Here is an 18,641-nt window from a genome sequence, read left to right as displayed (position 1 = left end):
GGAGTTACCCCGCCGGGTCGATCGGGCTTGGCGGGGTACCGCCCGCTTCCAGGATACGTCCTGCCTCGAACAGAATATCCTCGCGGTAGCGCGGTGCGGCGATCTGAACACCAATGGGGGCTGTGCCAGCCATTCGGGTGCTGACCGTCATCGCCGGTATGCCGGCCAGCGGCAGGGCGATCTGCACCAGTTGGGCCTCGGCCACACGATCGAATGCATCGGGGGACTGCACGTCGAGCTGATCCGGAAAGGGCGGCTCGGCAGACACCGGCAGCAGAACCAGCGGCGTATCGGCCAGGAACATCTGCCATTCCCGCACTAGGCGATACCGCGCCTGCAATGCGTCCATCAGGGGCTCGAACCCCTCGCAGCCGGCGTGGCGTACCAACTGATCGAAAATGAACAGTGCATCCTCGTTGCCTTCGCGCGCCATGGCATCCAGGGCGGATCGTCGGAAATCCGCGAGCCACAGGATCAGCTGAATGGCCATCATTTCGCGCAGCGGCGGGCAGGGGCGTTCCTCTACCTGCCAACCGGCGTCGCTCAGTCGGCCCGCGGCGTCCCGTAGGGCGTCCTGTACCGACGGATCGACCGCGAGGCCTTCCGGGGCGACAGTCAGGACAGCCTTCTTTTGCAGACGCGGCTTTTCGCCCGGATCCGGCACATACCAGGAATCCCGAAGGTCCGGCTGGCTCATCGCTTCGAAGCCGAGGCGCAGATCGTCCACCGTCCGGGCGATGGGCCCGGAAACCGCCATGATCTGTGCGCCGATATGGCGGTCCGGCGCCGTGAAGTTGACCGCCGGAATGCGCCCGAAGGTGGGGCGCAGGCCGTGAACGCCGCAGGCATAGGCGGGATAGCGGATGGATCCCGCGATATCCGTGCCGTGCCCTATGGCGCCTATCCCCGCCGCGACGGCGGAGGCCGCGCCGCCGGAGGATCCGCCGGGCGTCAATCCCGCGTCGCGCGGGTTCCTGGTTCCGCCATGCAGATCGTTTCGCGTGAACCAGCGTGTGGAGAAGGCGGGCGTATTCGTGCGTCCGATGATAATGGCACCGGCCTTGCGCAGGTTTGCAACGACCGGACTATCCGTCTTTGCGATCAGGTCTTTCTGGATCCGCAGGCCGTTTGTGGTGGCATGCCCCTGCTGATCGACATTCACCTTCACGGTCACCGGGACACCGCACAGAATGCCGGGATCCATCCCCTTCGCGATCTTGGCGTCGACAGCGTCGGCGGCTTCCAGCGCTTCTTCCGGCATCTCGGCGACAACAGCATTCAACGCCGGATTGACCGCCGACAGACGGGCCAGGACGGATTCGGTGGCCGCACGCGCCGTGAAGCGTCGGTTGCGAATGCCCAAGGCGGTTTCGGCCGCGCTCAATTTCCAGAGTTCCATCGGTATGCTCACGGCTCAGTCCTTCCTGATCATGCCGGGAAAGCGCCCCGGACGAAACGCGGCCAGCATGTCCGGGGATTCGCCGCGGATCACCTCTTCAGAAACCAGCTCGCCGACGATTGCGGCGAGGGTCATACCGGAATGCATTGTCGCGACATAGAGCCCTGCAAGCCCGTCAACCGGGCCAATCACCGGATAACCGTCAGCCGGGATCGGCCGTGTCGCGACGGTGTATCGTTCGAGCTGAAGCGGTGCGCATCCCGGCAGCAACGCGCCGGCATCCTGCAGCATGGCCGCCGCCAGTTTCTCCGGGTCGTGCAGTGCACCGTCCCGATGGGCGCTTTCCCCGATCAGAAGTCGACCGTCCCGCAACTGCTTTACATGCGTGGTCTCTGTCCAGATGGCCCTGGAGAGCTTTGCTGAAACGGGACGGGTCGTGACCAGCAAACCCGGCCGGTTCCGCATCGGCAGGTCACGCCCCAGCGATGCGAGCAGGTCGGCCGTGCCGGTTCCGGCGCAGAGGATCGTTGTGTCCGCGCGTAACACGGCATCGCCGCAGGTCACGCCGCCCGCGCGACTCTTTTCCACGATGACGCCGTCGGCAGGCAGACCATAGACCGTCCGCGCGCCGGCCTCTGCGGCTGCGGCCAGAATCGCACCCGTCGCATGCGCGCCGTCAATCAGGCCATCATCGGGGGAATACAGGGCCGCGGCAGGCGGCGCTGCCAGCATTGGTTCCAGCGTCCGAATTTCCGTCGAGTCCACCCGGCGAAGATCCTGACGGCCGGCATAGTCCGCGTCGGGATCGAAGAGCCCCGAATCCCAGACGATCGAACCACTCCAGTCGATCTCCAATCGGCCGGACAGATCCTGTTCCAGCCGATGATAGGCGTCGATGCCTGCACGCCGCAGTGCGACGTAGCTGGGTGTGTCGGCGGCAATGGCGTTGATCCAGGCCCAGGAACGCCCGGAGGCGCCTGCGTGCGGACCGACCGCGTCGATCAGGGTCACCTGGCACCCCGACCGGGCCAGGCGAAAGGCGATGGAGGCACCGATGATACCGGCACCGACGATCAGGCAGGTCTGGGCTACCTCGGAGCGGGGCGCATTTTCCGGCATTATTGGGGAACTCCGACTGACGTGTGCGTGTCGCGCGGGCAAGGCTAGCCTGTTCCGTGAGCCGGCGGCAAGCGGTCGAAGCGTTGATCGGAATCATCGTCAGGTAAGAATAATTTTGGCGACAGTATCCGATGGCCGATGTTAGGTTTAGCTGACAAAGGCGGCGCTAACCGCTTGAGAAAGAAATGGGACCGGGCATCGACCCGTCCCGACAGGGTGGCGGGGGCCGAACGGCCCCGACAAGGGAGAACGATGCGGGGTAGCCGCAGGGGGATGTATGTCTAAGATCTTGGCGACAATCGCCCAGAGGCTCGGCCTTGGGGTTTTGACGCTATTCGTCGTGTCATTGGTGATCGCGGGCATGCTGGAATTGCTGCCGGGCGATTTCTGCGAAACCATTCTGGGGCAGTCGGCGACGGAGGAAACCGTCAATGCGTGCCGCAGGGAGAACGGCTTCGATCAGCCTTTCGTGATTCGCTATGTCGACTGGCTCAGCGGCTTTGCGACATTGGATATGGGGCAGTCGCTCGCCAACAAGCGCGACATCGCGGAACTGATTTCCGTTCGGCTGTCCAATACCCTGTTCCTGGCCGGGTTTACGGCCGCGATCGCGGTACCTCTGGCGCTGTTTCTCGGTGTCCTGGCGGCGCTCTATCGCTACAGCCTCTATGACCGGTTCGTGAATGTCTTCACGTTAACGTCGATCTCCTTCCCGGAGTTCTTCGTCGCCTACATCCTGGTGCTGCTGCTGTCGGTGATGACGGTCGGGCCCAACCCGATCGGCCCTGACGGCCCGTGGTTCCCGGCCATGGCCTCGGTAAACGAGGATACGAGCTTTGGTGAGCGACTGTATCTGGTCTTCCTGCCGGCGTTGACCCTGACCCTCGTGGTCGTGGCGCATATGATGCGGATGACGCGGGCGGCGATCATCAACCTGCTGGCCAGCCCGTACATCGAAATGGCGCGACTGAAGGGGATCAAGAACTCCCGCATCATCGTCAGTCACGCATTGCCCAACGCGCTGGCCCCGATCATCAACGTCATCGCGATCAACCTTGCCTACCTCATTGTCGGCGTCGTGGTGGTGGAAGTCGTCTTTAACTATCCGGGCCTGGGCAAGATCTTCGTGGACCATGTGAAGTTCCGTGACGTGCCGGTCGTTCAGGCCAGCGCGATGATCTTCGCCGCGACATACATCCTGTTGAATCTGACTGCGGATATTCTGTCCATCGTGACGAATCCGCGTCTGATGCATCCGCGCTGAGGGGGAGGGGAACAACCATGAGCAGTGTCGACAGCACCGCCACCGGCCCGGAAGCGCTCGTGCGTGCGCCGACCCTTACCATTCAGGTCGCCTGCGCCGTTGCCTTCACCTTTCTGGTCGCCGGGTTTGCGGTCAATCTTGATGGCGATCTCGTCAGTGCCGCCAGCGGGTTCATCGTGGCTGCGGGCTTTTGCGCCGCGTTCTACCGATGCTGGCCGCGGCTGCTATCGGAGGCCGGTCGTGACGGCATCCTGGCTGCCGGGGTCGGGATTTACGTACTTGCGGGCCTCATCTACTGGCCGCAGTTTTCAGCCAATCCCTGGTCTTCCTTCGCCGGGATGGCGGGTGCCCTGATATTCCTGCTGGCCGTCTTGGCCGGCTGGAAAGAGGTCAGGAAGGCGCCGCCGACAGCTTGGTTCGGTCTCACGATCATCTTTTTGTACGTGCTGGCATCTTGTCTGGCGCCGATCATTGCGCCCTATTCCCAGTCGGCACCGATGGGCGCGTCCAACATGCCCTGGGGCAGTGAGTTGAAGGATGGCGGCATTGCCTATCTGGGCACGGATCAACTCGGCAGGGATATCCTGTCACGGATGCTTTACGGTGCCCGCAACACGGTTGGGATCGCCTTCGTCACCACGGCGCTGACCTTCCTGATCGGGTCGCTGCTCGGGCTGCTTGCCGCCTCGATGCAGGGCTGGATCGATCAGGGGCTCAGCCGGCTTGTCGATGTGTTGATGGCCATCCCGCAACTGATCTTCGCGTTGGTGATCTTCACCGTGGTCGGGTCCGGCGCGGTGAAGATGATCATCGTCATTGCGCTGCTTGATTCGACCCGTGTTTTCCGACTGTCCCGATCCGTCGCGATGAGCATCGTCGTCATGGACTATGTCGAGGCGGCAAAGCTGCGCGGTGAGCGGATGTGGTACATCATCTACAAGGAAGTGCTGCCCAATGCCACTGCGCCGCTAGCGGCTGAGTTCGGACTGCGCTTCTGCTTCGTCTTTCTGTTCATCAGTGCCCTCAGCTTCCTGGGCATCGGCCTGCAGCCGCCGACGGCGGATTGGGGCGCGATGGTTCGGGAGAGCGCGAACCTGATCAACTTCTTCCTCTATGCGCCGGCCATGGGTGTGACTCCGCTGCTGCCGGCCTTCGCAATTGCCTTGCTGACCGTCGCCGTGAACTTCGTGGTCGACTGGTTCCTGCACAAAATGAGCGGTTTGAAAGAATGAGCGATACCAAACGCGGCCAGAAGGGCGACATTCTTCTGGAGATGAAAGGGCTGAAAATCGAAGGCCGTGCCGATGAGGAATGGCTGGAGATCGTCCATGGTGTCGACGTGACGCTGCGTCGGGGCGAGGTGCTGGGCCTGATCGGCGAATCCGGGGCCGGAAAGTCCACAATCGGGCTGGCCGCCATGGGGTACGCCCGTGACGGCTGCCGGATCAGCGACGGCGAGATCTGGTTCGACGGCACCGAATTGCGCAGCGCACCGGACGAGACCCTGCGCAGGCTGAGGGGGCATCGCATTTCCTATGTCGCGCAGTCGGCCGCGGCATCCTTCAACCCGGCCCATCGGTTGATTGACCAGTATTGCGAAAGCCCGGTTCAACACGGTGTCATGTCGCGCGAGCAGGCGGAGAAGGACGCGAAGGACCTGTTCCGGCGCCTTCGTCTGCCCAACCCGGACACGATCGGCGAACGCTATCCGCACCAGGTGTCCGGCGGTCAGTTGCAGCGGGCCATGACGGCAATGGCGATGTCCTGTCGTCCGGACCTGATCATTTTCGACGAACCGACGACCGCCCTGGACGTGACGACCCAGATCGAGGTTCTGGCCGCGATCCGGGATATCGTCGACCAATTCAATACGGCAGCGATCTACATCACCCACGACCTCGCCGTCGTCGCGCAGATGGCCGATACCATCAAGGTTCTGCGCTACGGCAACACGGTCGAGGAGGGGGATACCCGACGGATGCTGGCCAAGCCGGAGGAAAAGTACACATCCGACCTCCTGGCGGTCCGAACCTACAAGCGCGATCAACGCGACCGGCCGGAAAATGAAGGGCCGCTGATGCAGGTCCGCGGGGTCGACGCCTCCTACGGGACGGTGCCGGTTCTGTATGATGTCAGTTTCGACATCTACAAGAAGCGGACGGTTGCGGTTGTCGGCGAGTCCGGCAGCGGCAAGAGCACCACCGCCCGGGTCATAACGGGCCTGCTGCCACCCAAGGCCGGGGAGGTTCTCTACAAGGGGCGTCCCCTGCCGCTCGATTATCGCCAGCGCGATACCGATCAGCTGCGCCGGCTGCAGATGATTTACCAGATGCCGGACACGGCGCTGAACCCGAAGTCGCGGATTCGTGATGTGATCGGGCGCCCGGCCTTCTTCTATCTCGGCCTGACGGGCCGGAAGCTGGAAGAACGGGTGCGTGAGTTGCTGCGTCTCGTGGAACTGGAGCCCGATCAGTACATCAACCGCCTCACGACGGAACTGTCAGGCGGACAGAAGCAACGCATCTGCATAGCCCGCGCCCTGGCGGCGGAACCGGAACTGATCATCTGTGACGAGGTGACGTCCGCACTCGACCAGCTGGTGGCGGAGGAGATCCTGAAACTGCTGCAGCGCATGCAGGACGAGTTCGACCTGTCCTACATGTTCATCACCCATGACCTCGCCACCGTGCGGGCGATTTCCGACGAAGTGGTGGTGATGCAGAACGGCCGGGTGGTCGAACTGGGGCCGAAAGAGGAAATGTTTACCCCGCCGCATCACGACTATACCGACCTGCTGCTTTCCTCCGTGCCCGAAATGGACCCGGACTGGCTCGACCGGCTGCTGGCCGAACGGGCGGAGATGGCGAAACAGGGCAGGGTCCTCAAGGCAGCGGACAATTGACCATGGCGGCATTGCAGATAGACGGCGATTTCATCGCGGACGAACCAGGGCAGTTCGACGAGCACGGCATGGCCCTGTCCTTTTTCTACTACCGCACCTGCGACCGGGCGTCGGACTATTTCCTCGACGAGGTCGGGATCGGGGCCGAAGCCCGGCGCAGCATCAACCGGTCGACCTATTCTGCCACCGCGACACTTGACGTCGTGGAGCCCGTGAAACGCGGCACGGCCCTGCGCTTCGAAATCACCGTCAGCCGGATCGGCGGAAAATCCGTCGGCTACAGGGTCACCATGCTGGGGGCAGAAGATGACCGGGTCCGCGCGATCTATGACACGGTCGGGGTCTGCATGGACATGACCGGCCCGACGCCGATGGCGATCCCGGAAGAAGTACGCGAAAAACTGTCCGCATTCGCCTGAATCAACAGAACGTCCTCGGCTGACAGTCTATTCGGACTCCCGACAGTCCGGTGTGTCTGCCGGAACTTCGGTCGCATAGAAGAAAACAAAGTCGTCCAGTTCCGGTGTTTGCATAAACATGGAGACATGCAGCACTGTTCCGTTGCTCTGACGAAATGTACTCTTGATAACTCTCGCCCAACCGTAGTTGTTCGGTCCACAAAGCGAACGTGCCACGTAGCGACCATCGGCAATTTGTTTGTCGGCCCAGCGATCGAAAATAGCGGCTAGTTCGGACAATTGGTAATCCAGTGGGTCGTGCAGAAGTGTTGAATGCTCGACGAGACAGCCACGAAGAGTCAGGTCTCCGACTACCTTCTCAGTGTATACCAATAGAATTGGGTACTCGTTGCTGATCCAACTCAAATCGCCATGATCGGCGTAACGATGCTCTGTATAGTCGGCAGGCATCTGCTTCAGTCCCCGATAGTCCGGGGTCTGTTTTTTCTCCATTCCTGCGACGCAACGCTCGAACATGAACTCGGATGTTTGGTCGAGCCGATCGGGTGCGCAAAAGGTGATACCCAGCAAGACGCAAACACGCCCGAGTGTGAGACCTACCATCAAGAGTCACCAATTTTTAGCCTGACTTGGCTGTTCTACAGCCGATAGTTGCTAGCGGCCAGTTAGAACTCGGCTCGCAGTGCATCTGTGTTTTCCCCGACGCCCGGAACGCGGGCGAAACTTTCGTCCTGACCTTGCCAGTAGGCGGGCGGGGCGATCAGGTCGACTGTGTCGCCGTTCGGAATGGTCACCGGGTATTTGCGCAGCTGCGGATGGTCGGCCAGCCCCGCCATGTCGTTCAGCATCCCATAGGCGATGGCGGCGGCATTCAGGCGTTTCGCGATCTCTGCGGCGGGGGCGGCGGTGAAAACCGCGCCGATTTCGGCGTTCAGGGCGGCCCGGTTTGCAACCCGCGCATCGTTATCCGCAAAGCGCGGGTCGGCTGCCAATGCCGCATTGCCCAGAACATCGGCGCAGAGCCGCTGCCATTCCCGCTCGTTCTGGATCGAGAACAGGACGGGGATGCCGTCGCTGCAGGGATAGGCGCCATAGGGGGCAATGGTCGGATGGTTCAGGCCGACCCGGCCCGGGGTCACGCCGCCATAGACATGCTGCAGGAAAGGAACCGTCATCCAGTCGGCCATGCCGCCGAACAGGGAAACCTCGATGGTCCGGCCCTCGCCGGTGCGTCCGCGCAGGATCAGGGCCTCCAGAATGGCCTGATAGGCATACATGCCACAGGCGATGTCGCAGACGGAAACCCCGACCCGGCCGGGGCTGTCGGGTGTGCCTGTAACCGAACACAGCCCGGTTTCGGCCTGGACCAGCAGGTCGTAAGCCTTCATGTCGCGATAGGGACCGCTCTGACCATATCCGGAGATGTCTACACAGATCAGCTCCGGGCGCGCCGCGCGCAGTTCCGCGGAGCCAAATCCGGCGCGCGAGGCGGCACCTGGGGCCAGATTCTGAATGACGATATCGGCTTTCGCGATCATCGCGTCCAGCAGAGCCTTGTCGTCTTCGTCCTTGATGTTCAGGGCTGCAGATTCCTTGCCGCGATTTAGCCAGACGAAGTAGGCGCTCTCGCCTTTGGCCAGCTTGTCGTATCGCCGGGCAAAATCGCCCTCCGGCCGTTCGATCTTGATCACCCGTGCGCCGGCATCGGCAAGACGAGAGGAACAATAGGGCGCCGCCACAGCTTGTTCGATGGATATGACCAGGAGGCCGTCCAGTGCCTTCATGTACAATTTCTCCCCGGTCCGGCTTGGACCTCTGAAACTTTCTTTGTCGCGCGGACGGGCAGTCGTTAGGTCTGTTCCGCCCGCTCCAGCGCGTCCTGTGCCTGCAGCCAGGCGTCTTCCGTTCTGGCAATCGCCCGATCCAGGTCAGACGCCGCCTTTGTCAGATCGGCGACACCGGCACCGTCCCCTGCATAAAGGGCCGGATCCGCCAGTTTGACATCGATCCGGGCGCGTTCCGCGCTGAGCTTCTCCAGTTGCGCCTCCAGCCCCTCGGCCGCCTTGCGCAGGGGGGCCAGCTTCGCGCGGGCTTCCGCGCGGCTGCGGCGGTCGGGCTTCTTGTCGTCCTGCGCCTTCTGTTTCGGCGGGCCGTCATTCGCTGCCGCCCGGCGCTGTTCCAGCAGATGGCGGCGGTAATCCGAGACGTCGCCGTCAAATGGCGCAATGGTGCCACCTTCGACCAGGATGAGCCGGTCCGCCGTGGCTTCCACCAGATGCATGTCGTGGCTGACGACGATGACGGCGCCTTCATACTCGGCCAAGGCATGGATCAGTGCCTGTCGGGCGTCGATGTCCAGGTGGTTCGTCGGTTCGTCCAGCAGCAGCAACTGCGGACGGCGCCGACAGATGACGGCGAGCGAGAGCCGCGCCTTCTCACCACCGGACAGGCTTCCGATCTTGGTGTCGGCCTTGCCCTGCGGAAAGCCGAACCGACCGAGATGGGATCGCAGCTTCTCTTCAACCGCCATCGGCTCCAACGCCTGCAGTTCCTCGACCGGACTGCGGTTCGGCGACAGTTCTTCCATCTGGTTCTGCGCGAAATAACCGACCTCCAGCTTGGAGGAACGGCGCAAGGCGCCGCTGCCCGCTTTCAGACGATCGGAGAGCAGACGCAGCAGGGTGGTCTTGCCGTTGCCGTTCGCCCCCAGAAGCGCGATCCGGTCGTCCATGTCGATGCGCAGGTTGAGACGCCTGAGCACCGGGTTTTCCGGATCGTAACCGGCGGAGACATCTTCCAGGGTGATGATCGGTGGCGGCAGAATGTCCGGCTTCGGCAGCTGGAAACTGACCGTGTGATCGTCCGTGACGCTGGCGATCGGCTCCATGCGCTCCAGCATCTTCAGGCGGGACTGTGCCTGGCGGGCCTTGGACGCCTTGTAGCGGAAGCGGTCGACGAAGGCCTGGATATGGCGACGCTGTTCCTGCTGTTTGGCGTAGAGCGCCGTTTGACGTGCCTGTTTTTCGGCGCGCGTACGTTCGAACCGATCATAGCCGCCCGAATAGAAGTTCAACCGGCCGCCCTCGAGATGCAGGATCGCCGTCGGGATGCGGTTCAGGAAGCCACGATCATGGCTGACGATGATCAGGGTACGGGGATAGCGCGACAGATAGCTTTCCAGCCACAGCGCCGCTTCCAGGTCCAGGTGGTTGGTCGGCTCGTCGAGCAGCAGGATTTCCGGTTCCCGGAACAGGGCGCAGGCGAGCGATACCCGCATCTTCCAGCCACCGGAGAAGGTCGACAGGGGGCGGTTCTGGGCTGCATCGTCGAAGCCCAGCCCGTCCAGAATCCGTGCCGCGCGGGCTTCCGCCCTGTGTCCGTCCAGATCGATCAGGCGGGCATGAATTTCACCGATATCGTCTCGTACCTCGTCGCTGGCCGCTGCGTCGCGCAGGGCGGCCAGTTCCGGGTCCGATGTCAGGACGGTCTGCAGCGGCGTCACGCTGCCGTCGGGAGCTTCCTGCGCCACGGTGCCGATACGATCACGGTTGCCGGTCGCGATTTCCCCGGAATCGACTGAAATCTCTCCGGCGATCAGACGCAGCAGGGTGGTTTTGCCGGCCCCATTGGGCCCGACCAGACCGACACGGTGGCCGTCGGGCACCGTCGCCGAGGCGCCGTCCAGAAGCGTGCGCCCGCCGACGCGATAGGTGACATCGTCTATTCTCAACATGATGCGCCGGATTAGCACTTTCCGGTCCTGTTGCAAATCTCGCACGGGGCTGGTGGCGGCGGGACGCCGGGCTTGAAGCCCGAGGGGCATCCGTCTATAAGGCGCCCGCGCCGCAACTGGCCGCCCGAGTGGCGGCGGCCGGCGGCTTGAACAGATTATGGGATACAACGAGGGACCGCGACCGGCGGCCCGACCAAGAGGGGCGAAGAGATATCATGGCTCTGGAACGCACGTTTTCGATCATTAAGCCGGACGCGACCCGTCGCAACCTGACCGGCAAAATCAACGCCATGCTGGAAGACGCCGGCCTGCGCATCGTCGCGCAGAAGCGCATCCGCATGACCCAGGAGCAGGCCGAAACCTTCTACGGTGTGCACAAGGAACGCTCTTTCTTTCCGGACCTGGTCAAGTTCATGACCTCGGGCCCGGTTGTTGTTCAGGTGCTGGAAGGTGAAAACGCCATCCTGAAAAACCGCGAAGTGATGGGCGCCACCAACCCGGCCAACGCCGACGAAGGTACGATCCGCAAGCTGTATGGCGAATCGGTCGAAGCCAACTCGGTGCACGGTTCGGATTCGCCGGAAAACGCGGCGATCGAAATTGCATACTTCTTCGCGGGTAAGGAAATCGTCGGCTAAGCCGGGCGGTTCACCGTGCAGATACGAGAAAGGCGCCGGTGACGGCGCCTTTTTTCGTGTCCGGATTGTCCCAAACGGGTCAGCCGGTCAGTGTCGCGGCCATAATCGCCAGCACGATTACAATGGCAACGCTGGACCAGGTGATCGTCTTTTTGAGCCCATCCCAAGTGTCCAGGTTGGCGCGCGGCGCTTTGCTGAATTCCATGTCGTCCATGTTTAAAGCCCTTTCCCCCTATGCCGGCACAGCGGCCAGCGGTTCATGCATCTGCCGCACAGTTTACTCAAACCCGCGCGGCGCTCAAGATTCCATGTAGTTGGTCAGTCATCCGTCCATGGCAGGCGCAACGGGCCGGGCTGACCGTCGATACGTGTCTCCGACCCGCTGACCTCGACCCGTCCGGCGGTCACGAGCGCGAGGGCTTGCGGAAAGATCACGTGCTCCCGGCTGAGCACCCGCTGCTGCAGCGTGTCCTCACTGTCGCCGGGCAGTATCGGGACTTCGGCCTGCAGGATCAGCGGCCCGTCGTCCAGGGCAGGGCGAACCAGATGCACCGTGCAGCCATGCATCTCGTCGCCGGATTCCAGGGCGCGGCGGTGGGTGTGCAGTCCCTTGTACCTGGGCAGCAGGGAGGGATGGATGTTCAGCATGCGGTCGTGCCAGGCTTCCACGAATCCTTCCGTCAGAATCCGCATGAAGCCGGCGAGACAGACATATTCGGCACCGTATTCGCGCAGGGTCAGATCGACCGCGGCCTCGAATGCGGGCCGGTCCGGATAGTCGCGGTGATCCACGACGGCACCCGGAATGTTGGCGGCCCTGGCCCGTTCCAGGCAATAGGCGCCCGGCACGTTGGTCAGGACCAGACCGATCCGTGACGGAAACCCCGGGTCCTGCGCTGCGTCGATAAGCGCCTGAAGATTGGTGCCGCCGCCAGAAGCGAGCACCGCAACACAGGGACGTTGATCCTCAACAGCCATCGAAGGCGCTACAGGTTGAGCGCGACCGGACGTCCAACGACGTCGCGGGGGGCGACAGTCCCGATGACACAGGCCGTTTCGCCCTCATTCGCCAGTGTCGTCAGGACCATGTCGGCCTTGCCGGCGTCGACACACAGAATCAGGCCGATGCCGCAGTTGAAGGTGCGGAACATCTCATGCGGGGCGACGCCACCGGCTTCCGCGATCCATTCGAATACCGGGGAACGCTTCCAGGCATTCACATCGACACTGACCCCCATATCGTCGGGCAGGATGCGTGGGATGTTCTCGAAAAAGCCGCCGCCGGTGACATGCACGATGCCATGGACGCCGCCTTCGGCTGCCTTGATCGCTGCAAGAGCCGACCGGATGTAGATTCGTGTCGGTTCCAGGAGGGCCTCACCCATCGACTTGGCCGTGTCCCAGGGGCAGGGCGAGGCGAAGGTCAACGCATCGAGGGTCATGATCTTTCGGACCAGGCTGAAGCCGTTCGAATGGACGCCGCTGGATGCAACACCGATCAGGACATCGCCTTCGGAAACCTTTTCACCGGTGATCACCTCGTCGCGCTCGACGGCGCCGACGGCAAAGCCCGCCAGATCATATTCGCCGTCCGGATACATGCCCGGCATTTCGGCGGTTTCTCCGCCGATCAGGGCGCACCCTGCCAGCTTGCAGCCTTCGGCAATGCCCGCGACAACCTGTTCTCCGACATCGACCGACAGTTTCCCGCAGCCGAAATAGTCGAGGAAGAAAAGCGGCTCTGCCCCTTGAACCACGAGATCGTTTACGCACATAGCAACAAGGTCGATGCCGACGGTGTTGTGAATGCCGCTATCGATCGCGATCTTGAGCTTGGTGCCGACACCATCGGTGCCGGATACCAGCAAGGGATCCTTGAAACCGGCGCCCTTCAGGTCGAAGAACGCGCCGAACCCGCCCAAACCGGCATCCGAGCCGGGGCGAGCGGTCGCCTTGGCGAGCGGTTTGATCCGGTCGACCAGCCTGTTGCCAGCGTCGATATCGACGCCCGCATCGGCGTAGGTAAGACCGCTTCTTTTAATGTCCTGAGATATGGCGCCCTCCTGTCTCGGCGGCTATAACGGGCGGGACATTATCCAAAAGGGAGCCATTTGCAATGGCCGAACGGCCCCAATCCCCGTTTTTGACCCGGAAAATCCCCGCTGTCGGGCTTCTCTCGGTGCTGGTTCTGGCATTTTGCCTTTCAGGACCGCCGAAAGGGGCCGAGGCGCAGGACCTCTATGCCGTTTCGGGCATCGAGGTGGACGAGACGGCTTCCAGCGAACTGCAGGCCAAGCAGGTCGGGGTCGCGAAGGCCAAACGCGCCGCGTTTCAGGAGATGATGGCGCGCCTGACGCTGGCGGGCGAGGCGCCGCCGATACCGGATGACGAGCGATTGGAGTTCCTGATTCGCGACATGTCCTTCAGCGCCGAAAAGTTCGGTGGCGGCCGCTATATCGCGACACTGACCGTGCGCTTCCAGCCGGACGAGGTGAATCGTTACCTGCAGCGCAGCGGAACCGCCTATCTCGGCAATCCAAGTCCGCTGGCCGTCATCCTTCCGATTTTTCGGGACGAGAACGGAGACCAGCTCTGGTCCGACACGAATCCCTGGCTCGATGCCTGGTGGCGCCTGGACGAGAATGGGACCGTCGTGCCGTTTACCGTGCCCCTGGGTGACCTGGGCGATATCGGTGCCATTGATGCCCAGCGCGCCGTCAGCGTCGATCCGGCCGGCATCAATGCCATTGCCGGACGCTATCGCGCCGGTGCGGTGGCCATTCCGATCGCGACCTTCGCGGCGGAGGGCGGCATCTTGGTCGAACTTGCGACTTTTGGCGCGGGATGGCCGGGGCAGCCCGACCTTCTGCGTTTCAGCGATGAGGCATTGACCGAACGCGCCGGTATTCTGCTGGCCAAGGAGGAGGACGGCGCGCAAGGCGAGGGCGACCCGACATCGCGTGCGGCACAGCTCTTCGCGGCCGCATCCATGACTTTGGAAGCCATGGAGGCACGCTGGAAAGGTGAGAACATCCTCCGCTTCGATCAGGAAGCGTCCAAGCTGACGGCCCGTGTCGGCCTCACCGGTCTGGAGGATTGGCTGAAGATTCGGGCTTCCCTCGGCAGTGTTGCCCCGATCAAGTCCTGGCGCCTGTCCGAACTGGCCACATCCCATGCGGTACTGGAAATCGACTATATCGGCGATACCGACCGGTTGGGTCGTGCTTTCGCCCGTGTGGCCCTTGCATTGGCGCCGGGCGATGACGGAGAGACCTGGACCCTGACCCGTCGATGATCGGCCAGCCATCCCAGATACCGTTCGATCTGCCTTTCCGCGCGGCCTCCGGGCGGGAAGACTTTCTGGTTGCCGCCTGCAACGAGGCCGCCGTGGTCTGGGTCGACCGCTATCCGGACTGGTCGGATGCGGTCGCCGTTCTGCGGGGACCGCCCGGCAGCGGAAAATCTCATCTGACCGCGGTTTGGGCGACGGCGGCCGACGCTGTTTGGCTGGACGGGCCGGACCTTCGGGTTGCGGAACTGGACCAGCGGATCGGGGCGGCGAAGGCGGTCGCGGTGGATAACGCCGATTGCTGTGCCGAGCCGGATTGTCTGTTCCATCTGGTGAACATGATGCGGGAGCGGAAAGGACATCTGCTGATCGCGGTTCGGGAACCACCGGCACGATGGACCTTTGGTACAGCGGACATGCGCTCCAGACTGGCGGCCGTGCCCTTGCTGGAGTTGGGCGCGCCGGACGACGAGATCCTTCAGGCGGTTCTGGTCAAACAGTTTGATGACCGGGGGATCCAGGTTTCGCCACAGCTTGTGCGTTCACTGCTGACATGGATGCCCCGAACCTTTGACGCGGCACGGGCGCTGGTCGGGGAAATCGATCGCCTCAGCCTTGCCGCGAAACGCAAGCCGTCGGCCCAGATGGTCCGGCCGGCCCTCGCCAATTTGGGCTTTCTCGATGAAAGCGAACCGACCTAGCAAACAGGGAGTGTGAACATGGATCTCGGTCTGAAGGGCAAGAAAGCGATCGTCTGTGCGTCGTCCAAGGGGCTGGGAAAGGCCTGTGCAATGGCCCTGGCGCAGGAGGGGGTGGATCTGGTGATCAACGCCCGCAGCGCCGATGCCCTGGAGAGAACTGCGGATGAGATCCGGCAAGCGACTGGCGTCACCGTGACGCCGGTCGCAATCGACGTGACCACCGACGAAGGCCGGGACGCCCTGCTGTCCGCCTGTCCAGAGCCCGATATCCTGATCAACAATGCCGGAGGGCCGCCCCCGGGGAATTTCCGGGACTGGGATCGCGACGACTGGATCAAGGCGGTCGACGCAAACATGCTGACCGCGATCTTTCTGATCAAGGCGACCGTGGACGGAATGATGGATCGGAAGTTCGGTCGGATTGTCAATGTGACCTCCTCCGCCGTGAAGGCGCCGATATCGATCCTGGGCCTGTCGAACGGCGCGCGGGCGGGGCTGACCGGCTTCGTGGCCGGCATCGCTAGGGAAACCGTCCGGCATAACGTGACCATCAACGGCCTCTTGCCGGGTCCGTTCAATACCGACCGTCTGCGGGGCACGATCGCGGCCCGTGCGGCAAAGGACGGCATCAGCGAAGACGAGGCGCTGAAACGGATCGGAGAAGCCAATCCGGCGGGGCGCGTCGGGGAGCCGGATGAATTTGGTCATGCCTGTGCGTTCCTGTGCAGTGCGCAGTCAGGCTTCATTACGGGCCAGAACCTTCTGGTCGATGGCGGCGGGTTCCCAGGCACGCTGTAGTTGCAGATGGTGGCAATCGGATGAAGCTTTTGTGACGATACACTATCTGATTGATTACATTGATCGGAGGGCTATGAATCCGGTCATGTCAGAGAGTGAAATCGAACTTAAGCTTCGTCTCGACCCGGCCGATCTGGACCGCTTCCGACGCGACCCCCTGATCCATCGCGCCAAGCGCGGACGCGCGGTGTCGAAGAATCTGTTGGCTGTGTATTTCGATACCGACGGCCTGGATCTGAAATCCCGCAAGATGGCGTTTCGGATCCGTCAGGAAGGGTCGGACCGAATTCAGACCGTAAAGGGGGCCGCCGGCGGTGCCGGGCTGCAGCGCCGTCGCGAACACAATGCGCCGACTTCGTCACAAGAGCCCGATATCTCTCTGATCGCGGATATGGCGCTGCGGGACGATATCGCCACGCTGACAAGGAAGTCGCCGCTGCGTCCGGTCTTCACGACGGATATCCGCCGTACCGCCTGGATGCTGGACTTGGGAGGGGGCGCCGTCGAACTGGCTCTTGATGTCGGCCGGATCGACAGTTGCGGCCGTTCGGTAGAAGTCTGCGAAGCCGAGCTGGAACTCAAAGGCGGCACCCCGCAAGCCCTGCTGGAATTCGCGGCGGACCTGGCGGATCGCTATACATGTCACGTGGGGGAAGAAAGCAAGGCCGCAAGGGGATACGCGCTTTTCCTTCAATCCAACCCCAAACCGCGCAAGGCGGAGAAGGTTGTTCTGAAGCCTGACGATCGCGCCTGGTCCGCCCTTGGTCGGCTCGTGGAGGAGGGCACGTCGCAGGTTCTCGGGAATGATGCCGTGATCCTGGATGGCACGCATATCGGCGGCGTGCATCAGAGCCGGGTGGCCGTGCGCAGGATCCGTGCCGCGTTGGCGGCCTTTCGTACCATTCTGCCGGACGAAATCCGCAAACCGCTGAGCAGGGAACTGCAGCGTCAGCAGGGGGCTCTTGGGCCGGCACGGGACTGGGATGTGTTTCTGAATGAAACGCTGGAGCCACTGAGCGCGCGCCGCGATGCGCCCAAGGCCCTCAAGGCATTTGTCGAGCGCGCCAGGACGGCACGGGATCGGTCGTACAAGAAGGCACACAAGGCTTTGCGGTCGCCGCGCTACGGCAGGCTGCAGATCGCATTGGTACGATTTCCCTACCTCCCGGAACCGCTGGCGGCGCGGGGATTGAATATCGGCACGATTGCCCGGCGCCTGTTGGATGACCGTCTGACGGTTGTCCGTACCGCTGCGGGTGAAGACCCGACCTCGCTTCCGGAGGAGGCCCTTCATGCGCTGCGCATCGACATCAAGAAATTCCGTTATGCGATTGAATTTTTTGAAAGTCTTTATGGTTCCAACGATGTGAAGCCCTGGCGTTCCGCCAGCAAGAAACTACAGGAGTGTCTCGGCGGTTTGAACGATGCCGTCGTGCATGCGGCGCTGGTCGACGCCATGGATGCACCGGACCGGCCGGTGCCGAAGTCGGTCCGGCAATACATTGCCGCGCACAATCGGAAAAAGGTCGAGGCCGGTCTTTCGGATCTGGCTGGAAAGTGGATGGTGTTTCAGCGTCTGACGCCATTCTGGCATTGAGGCGGTGGCGGCCTCCGGGCGCTGATGTTCAATTCGGCAAAGCGCGCGGAGTGATGAAATCTGTGAGGGTCGCGGTGTCGGGTGCAATGGCGGGCCATGGCGTGTCACCCAGATCGAGTACGGCCAGCCCCGCCGTGGGGAACTTTTCCTTCACGGACACGAGGTGATCCGGCGTGGTGGCGGACTTGCCCAGGGCGAGGGTCAGGTCCTGCATGATCGGGTTGTGGCCGATTACCATGACGCGTTTCGTGCCGATCGGCAGACGCCGCAGACGCTCCAGCAGATCGTTTTCGCTTCTCGCCTCGTAAATCGAATCTTCCAGTAAGATGCGGGTTTCTCCCTCTAGGAACGGCAGGACAAGGCCCAGGGTTTCCCGGGTACGTCGGCTGGTGGAGCAGAGAATTAGGTTCGGTCTAATCTTCCGATCCCGCATCAACATGGCCATGCGCGGCGCTGCCTTCAGGCCTCGATTGGCCAGTGGCCGGTCGAAATCCTTCATTCCGGGCTCGGCCCAGCTGGATTTGGCATGGCGGAAGACATAGAGCAGCGGCATGATGGTCACTTCCATAGTCTGTCGACAGAGGCCGATTACCACGAGCCCATACGCGGCCTCAAGTGACAGAAATCCGGCACCCTTAGCCACAGGTTTGTAACAAAATTCGCCGTGACACCCGCGCGAGCATTCGCTATCCCGCATGAACAACTCGTGTATCCTATCGGGATTTCACTGGGAGATCTGCCGTGACGACAGAGAATAGCGGAGAGCCGACAAGCGCAGCCGA

The 18,641-nt window shown here is 62.5% G+C and carries 18 protein-coding genes; 9 read left to right on the top strand and 9 right to left on the bottom strand.

Annotation, left to right across the window (positions count from 1 at the left end; genetic code table 11):
- Positions 1-4: 4 nt before the first annotated feature.
- Complete coding sequence (locus R8L07_20255) at positions 5-1,399, bottom strand: amidase family protein (GenBank protein ID MDW3207875.1); 1,395 nt, start codon at positions 1,397-1,399, stop codon at positions 5-7.
- Between the two features lie 15 nt (positions 1,400-1,414).
- On the bottom strand, positions 1,415-2,518 hold the full coding sequence (locus tag R8L07_20250; protein MDW3207874.1) for an FAD-binding oxidoreductase: 1,104 nt from the start codon (positions 2,516-2,518) through the stop codon (positions 1,415-1,417).
- 277 nt (positions 2,519-2,795) lie between these two features.
- On the opposite strand from R8L07_20250, the gene R8L07_20245 reads away from it, so the two are divergent.
- From R8L07_20245 to R8L07_20230, 4 genes are all read left to right on the top strand, one after another.
- A complete protein-coding gene (locus R8L07_20245) occupies positions 2,796-3,782 on the top strand; it encodes an ABC transporter permease (GenBank protein ID MDW3207873.1) in 987 nt (328 codons plus the stop codon).
- Positions 3,783-4,153: 371 nt separating this feature from the next.
- Positions 4,154-5,014, top strand: a complete 861-nt coding sequence (locus tag R8L07_20240; GenBank protein ID MDW3207872.1) for an ABC transporter permease — start codon at positions 4,154-4,156, stop codon at positions 5,012-5,014.
- On the top strand, positions 5,011-6,684 hold the full coding sequence (locus R8L07_20235) for an ABC transporter ATP-binding protein (GenBank protein ID MDW3207871.1): 1,674 nt from the start codon (positions 5,011-5,013) through the stop codon (positions 6,682-6,684). Before R8L07_20240 ends, R8L07_20235 begins: the two co-directional genes overlap by 4 nt.
- A 2-nt stretch (positions 6,685-6,686) precedes the next feature.
- A complete protein-coding gene (locus tag R8L07_20230; protein MDW3207870.1) occupies positions 6,687-7,103 on the top strand; it encodes a thioesterase family protein in 417 nt (138 codons plus the stop codon).
- A gap of 27 nt (positions 7,104-7,130) precedes the next feature.
- Here the strand turns inward: R8L07_20230 and R8L07_20225 are convergent, their stop codons facing one another.
- The 3 genes from R8L07_20225 to R8L07_20215 all read right to left on the bottom strand — a co-directional run bounded on the left by R8L07_20225 (position 7,131) and on the right by R8L07_20215 (position 10,854).
- The gene (locus R8L07_20225; GenBank protein ID MDW3207869.1) at positions 7,131-7,673 is read right to left on the bottom strand and encodes a hypothetical protein; all 543 of its coding nucleotides are present in this window, start codon (positions 7,671-7,673) and stop codon (positions 7,131-7,133) included.
- 95 nt (positions 7,674-7,768) lie between these two features.
- Positions 7,769-8,887: a CaiB/BaiF CoA-transferase family protein gene (locus R8L07_20220; GenBank protein ID MDW3207868.1), complete on the bottom strand. Its 1,119-nt coding sequence runs from the start codon at positions 8,885-8,887 to the stop codon at positions 7,769-7,771.
- Positions 8,888-8,952: 65 nt separating this feature from the next.
- On the bottom strand, positions 8,953-10,854 hold the full coding sequence (locus R8L07_20215) for an ABC-F family ATP-binding cassette domain-containing protein (protein ID MDW3207867.1): 1,902 nt from the start codon (positions 10,852-10,854) through the stop codon (positions 8,953-8,955).
- 197 nt (positions 10,855-11,051) lie between these two features.
- Between R8L07_20215 and ndk the strand changes: the two genes are divergently transcribed.
- Entirely contained in the window at positions 11,052-11,474 is a 423-nt protein-coding gene (ndk, locus tag R8L07_20210) for a nucleoside-diphosphate kinase (GenBank protein ID MDW3207866.1), read from the top strand.
- Positions 11,475-11,553: 79 nt separating this feature from the next.
- On the opposite strand, the gene R8L07_20205 is transcribed toward ndk, so the two are convergent.
- The 3 genes from R8L07_20205 to purM all read right to left on the bottom strand — a co-directional run bounded on the left by R8L07_20205 (position 11,554) and on the right by purM (position 13,528).
- Positions 11,554-11,688, bottom strand: coding sequence for a hypothetical protein (locus R8L07_20205; protein MDW3207865.1), 135 nt, complete (start codon positions 11,686-11,688; stop codon positions 11,554-11,556).
- 104 nt (positions 11,689-11,792) lie between these two features.
- A complete protein-coding gene (purN, locus tag R8L07_20200) occupies positions 11,793-12,452 on the bottom strand; it encodes a phosphoribosylglycinamide formyltransferase (GenBank protein MDW3207864.1) in 660 nt (219 codons plus the stop codon).
- A gap of 8 nt (positions 12,453-12,460) precedes the next feature.
- A complete protein-coding gene (gene purM / locus R8L07_20195; protein ID MDW3207863.1) occupies positions 12,461-13,528 on the bottom strand; it encodes a phosphoribosylformylglycinamidine cyclo-ligase in 1,068 nt (355 codons plus the stop codon).
- Between the two features lie 62 nt (positions 13,529-13,590).
- Here purM and R8L07_20190 point away from each other — a divergent pair, with 62 nt between their 5' ends.
- From R8L07_20190 to R8L07_20175, 4 genes are all read left to right on the top strand, one after another.
- The gene (locus R8L07_20190; protein ID MDW3207862.1) at positions 13,591-14,769 is read left to right on the top strand and encodes a DUF2066 domain-containing protein; all 1,179 of its coding nucleotides are present in this window, start codon (positions 13,591-13,593) and stop codon (positions 14,767-14,769) included.
- Positions 14,766-15,464, top strand: coding sequence for a hypothetical protein (locus R8L07_20185; GenBank protein MDW3207861.1), 699 nt, complete (start codon positions 14,766-14,768; stop codon positions 15,462-15,464). Before R8L07_20190 ends, R8L07_20185 begins: the two co-directional genes overlap by 4 nt.
- An 18-nt stretch (positions 15,465-15,482) precedes the next feature.
- Positions 15,483-16,262 (top strand): SDR family oxidoreductase, encoded by a 780-nt coding sequence (locus R8L07_20180; GenBank protein ID MDW3207860.1) that lies wholly within the window; start codon positions 15,483-15,485, stop codon positions 16,260-16,262.
- An 85-nt stretch (positions 16,263-16,347) separates the two neighbouring features.
- Entirely contained in the window at positions 16,348-17,859 is a 1,512-nt protein-coding gene (locus R8L07_20175; protein ID MDW3207859.1) for a CHAD domain-containing protein, read from the top strand.
- A 28-nt stretch (positions 17,860-17,887) separates the two neighbouring features.
- Here R8L07_20175 and R8L07_20170 read toward each other — a convergent pair whose 3' ends face one another.
- Positions 17,888-18,412, bottom strand: coding sequence for a histidine phosphatase family protein (locus R8L07_20170; protein MDW3207858.1), 525 nt, complete (start codon positions 18,410-18,412; stop codon positions 17,888-17,890).
- Positions 18,413-18,641: the final 229 nt, after the last annotated feature.

Source organism: Alphaproteobacteria bacterium (genome assembly GCA_033344895.1).
Lineage (GTDB): Bacteria > Pseudomonadota > Alphaproteobacteria > UBA8366 > Aestuariispiraceae > Pacificispira.
This window is presented reverse-complemented; position numbering and strand designations above follow the sequence as displayed.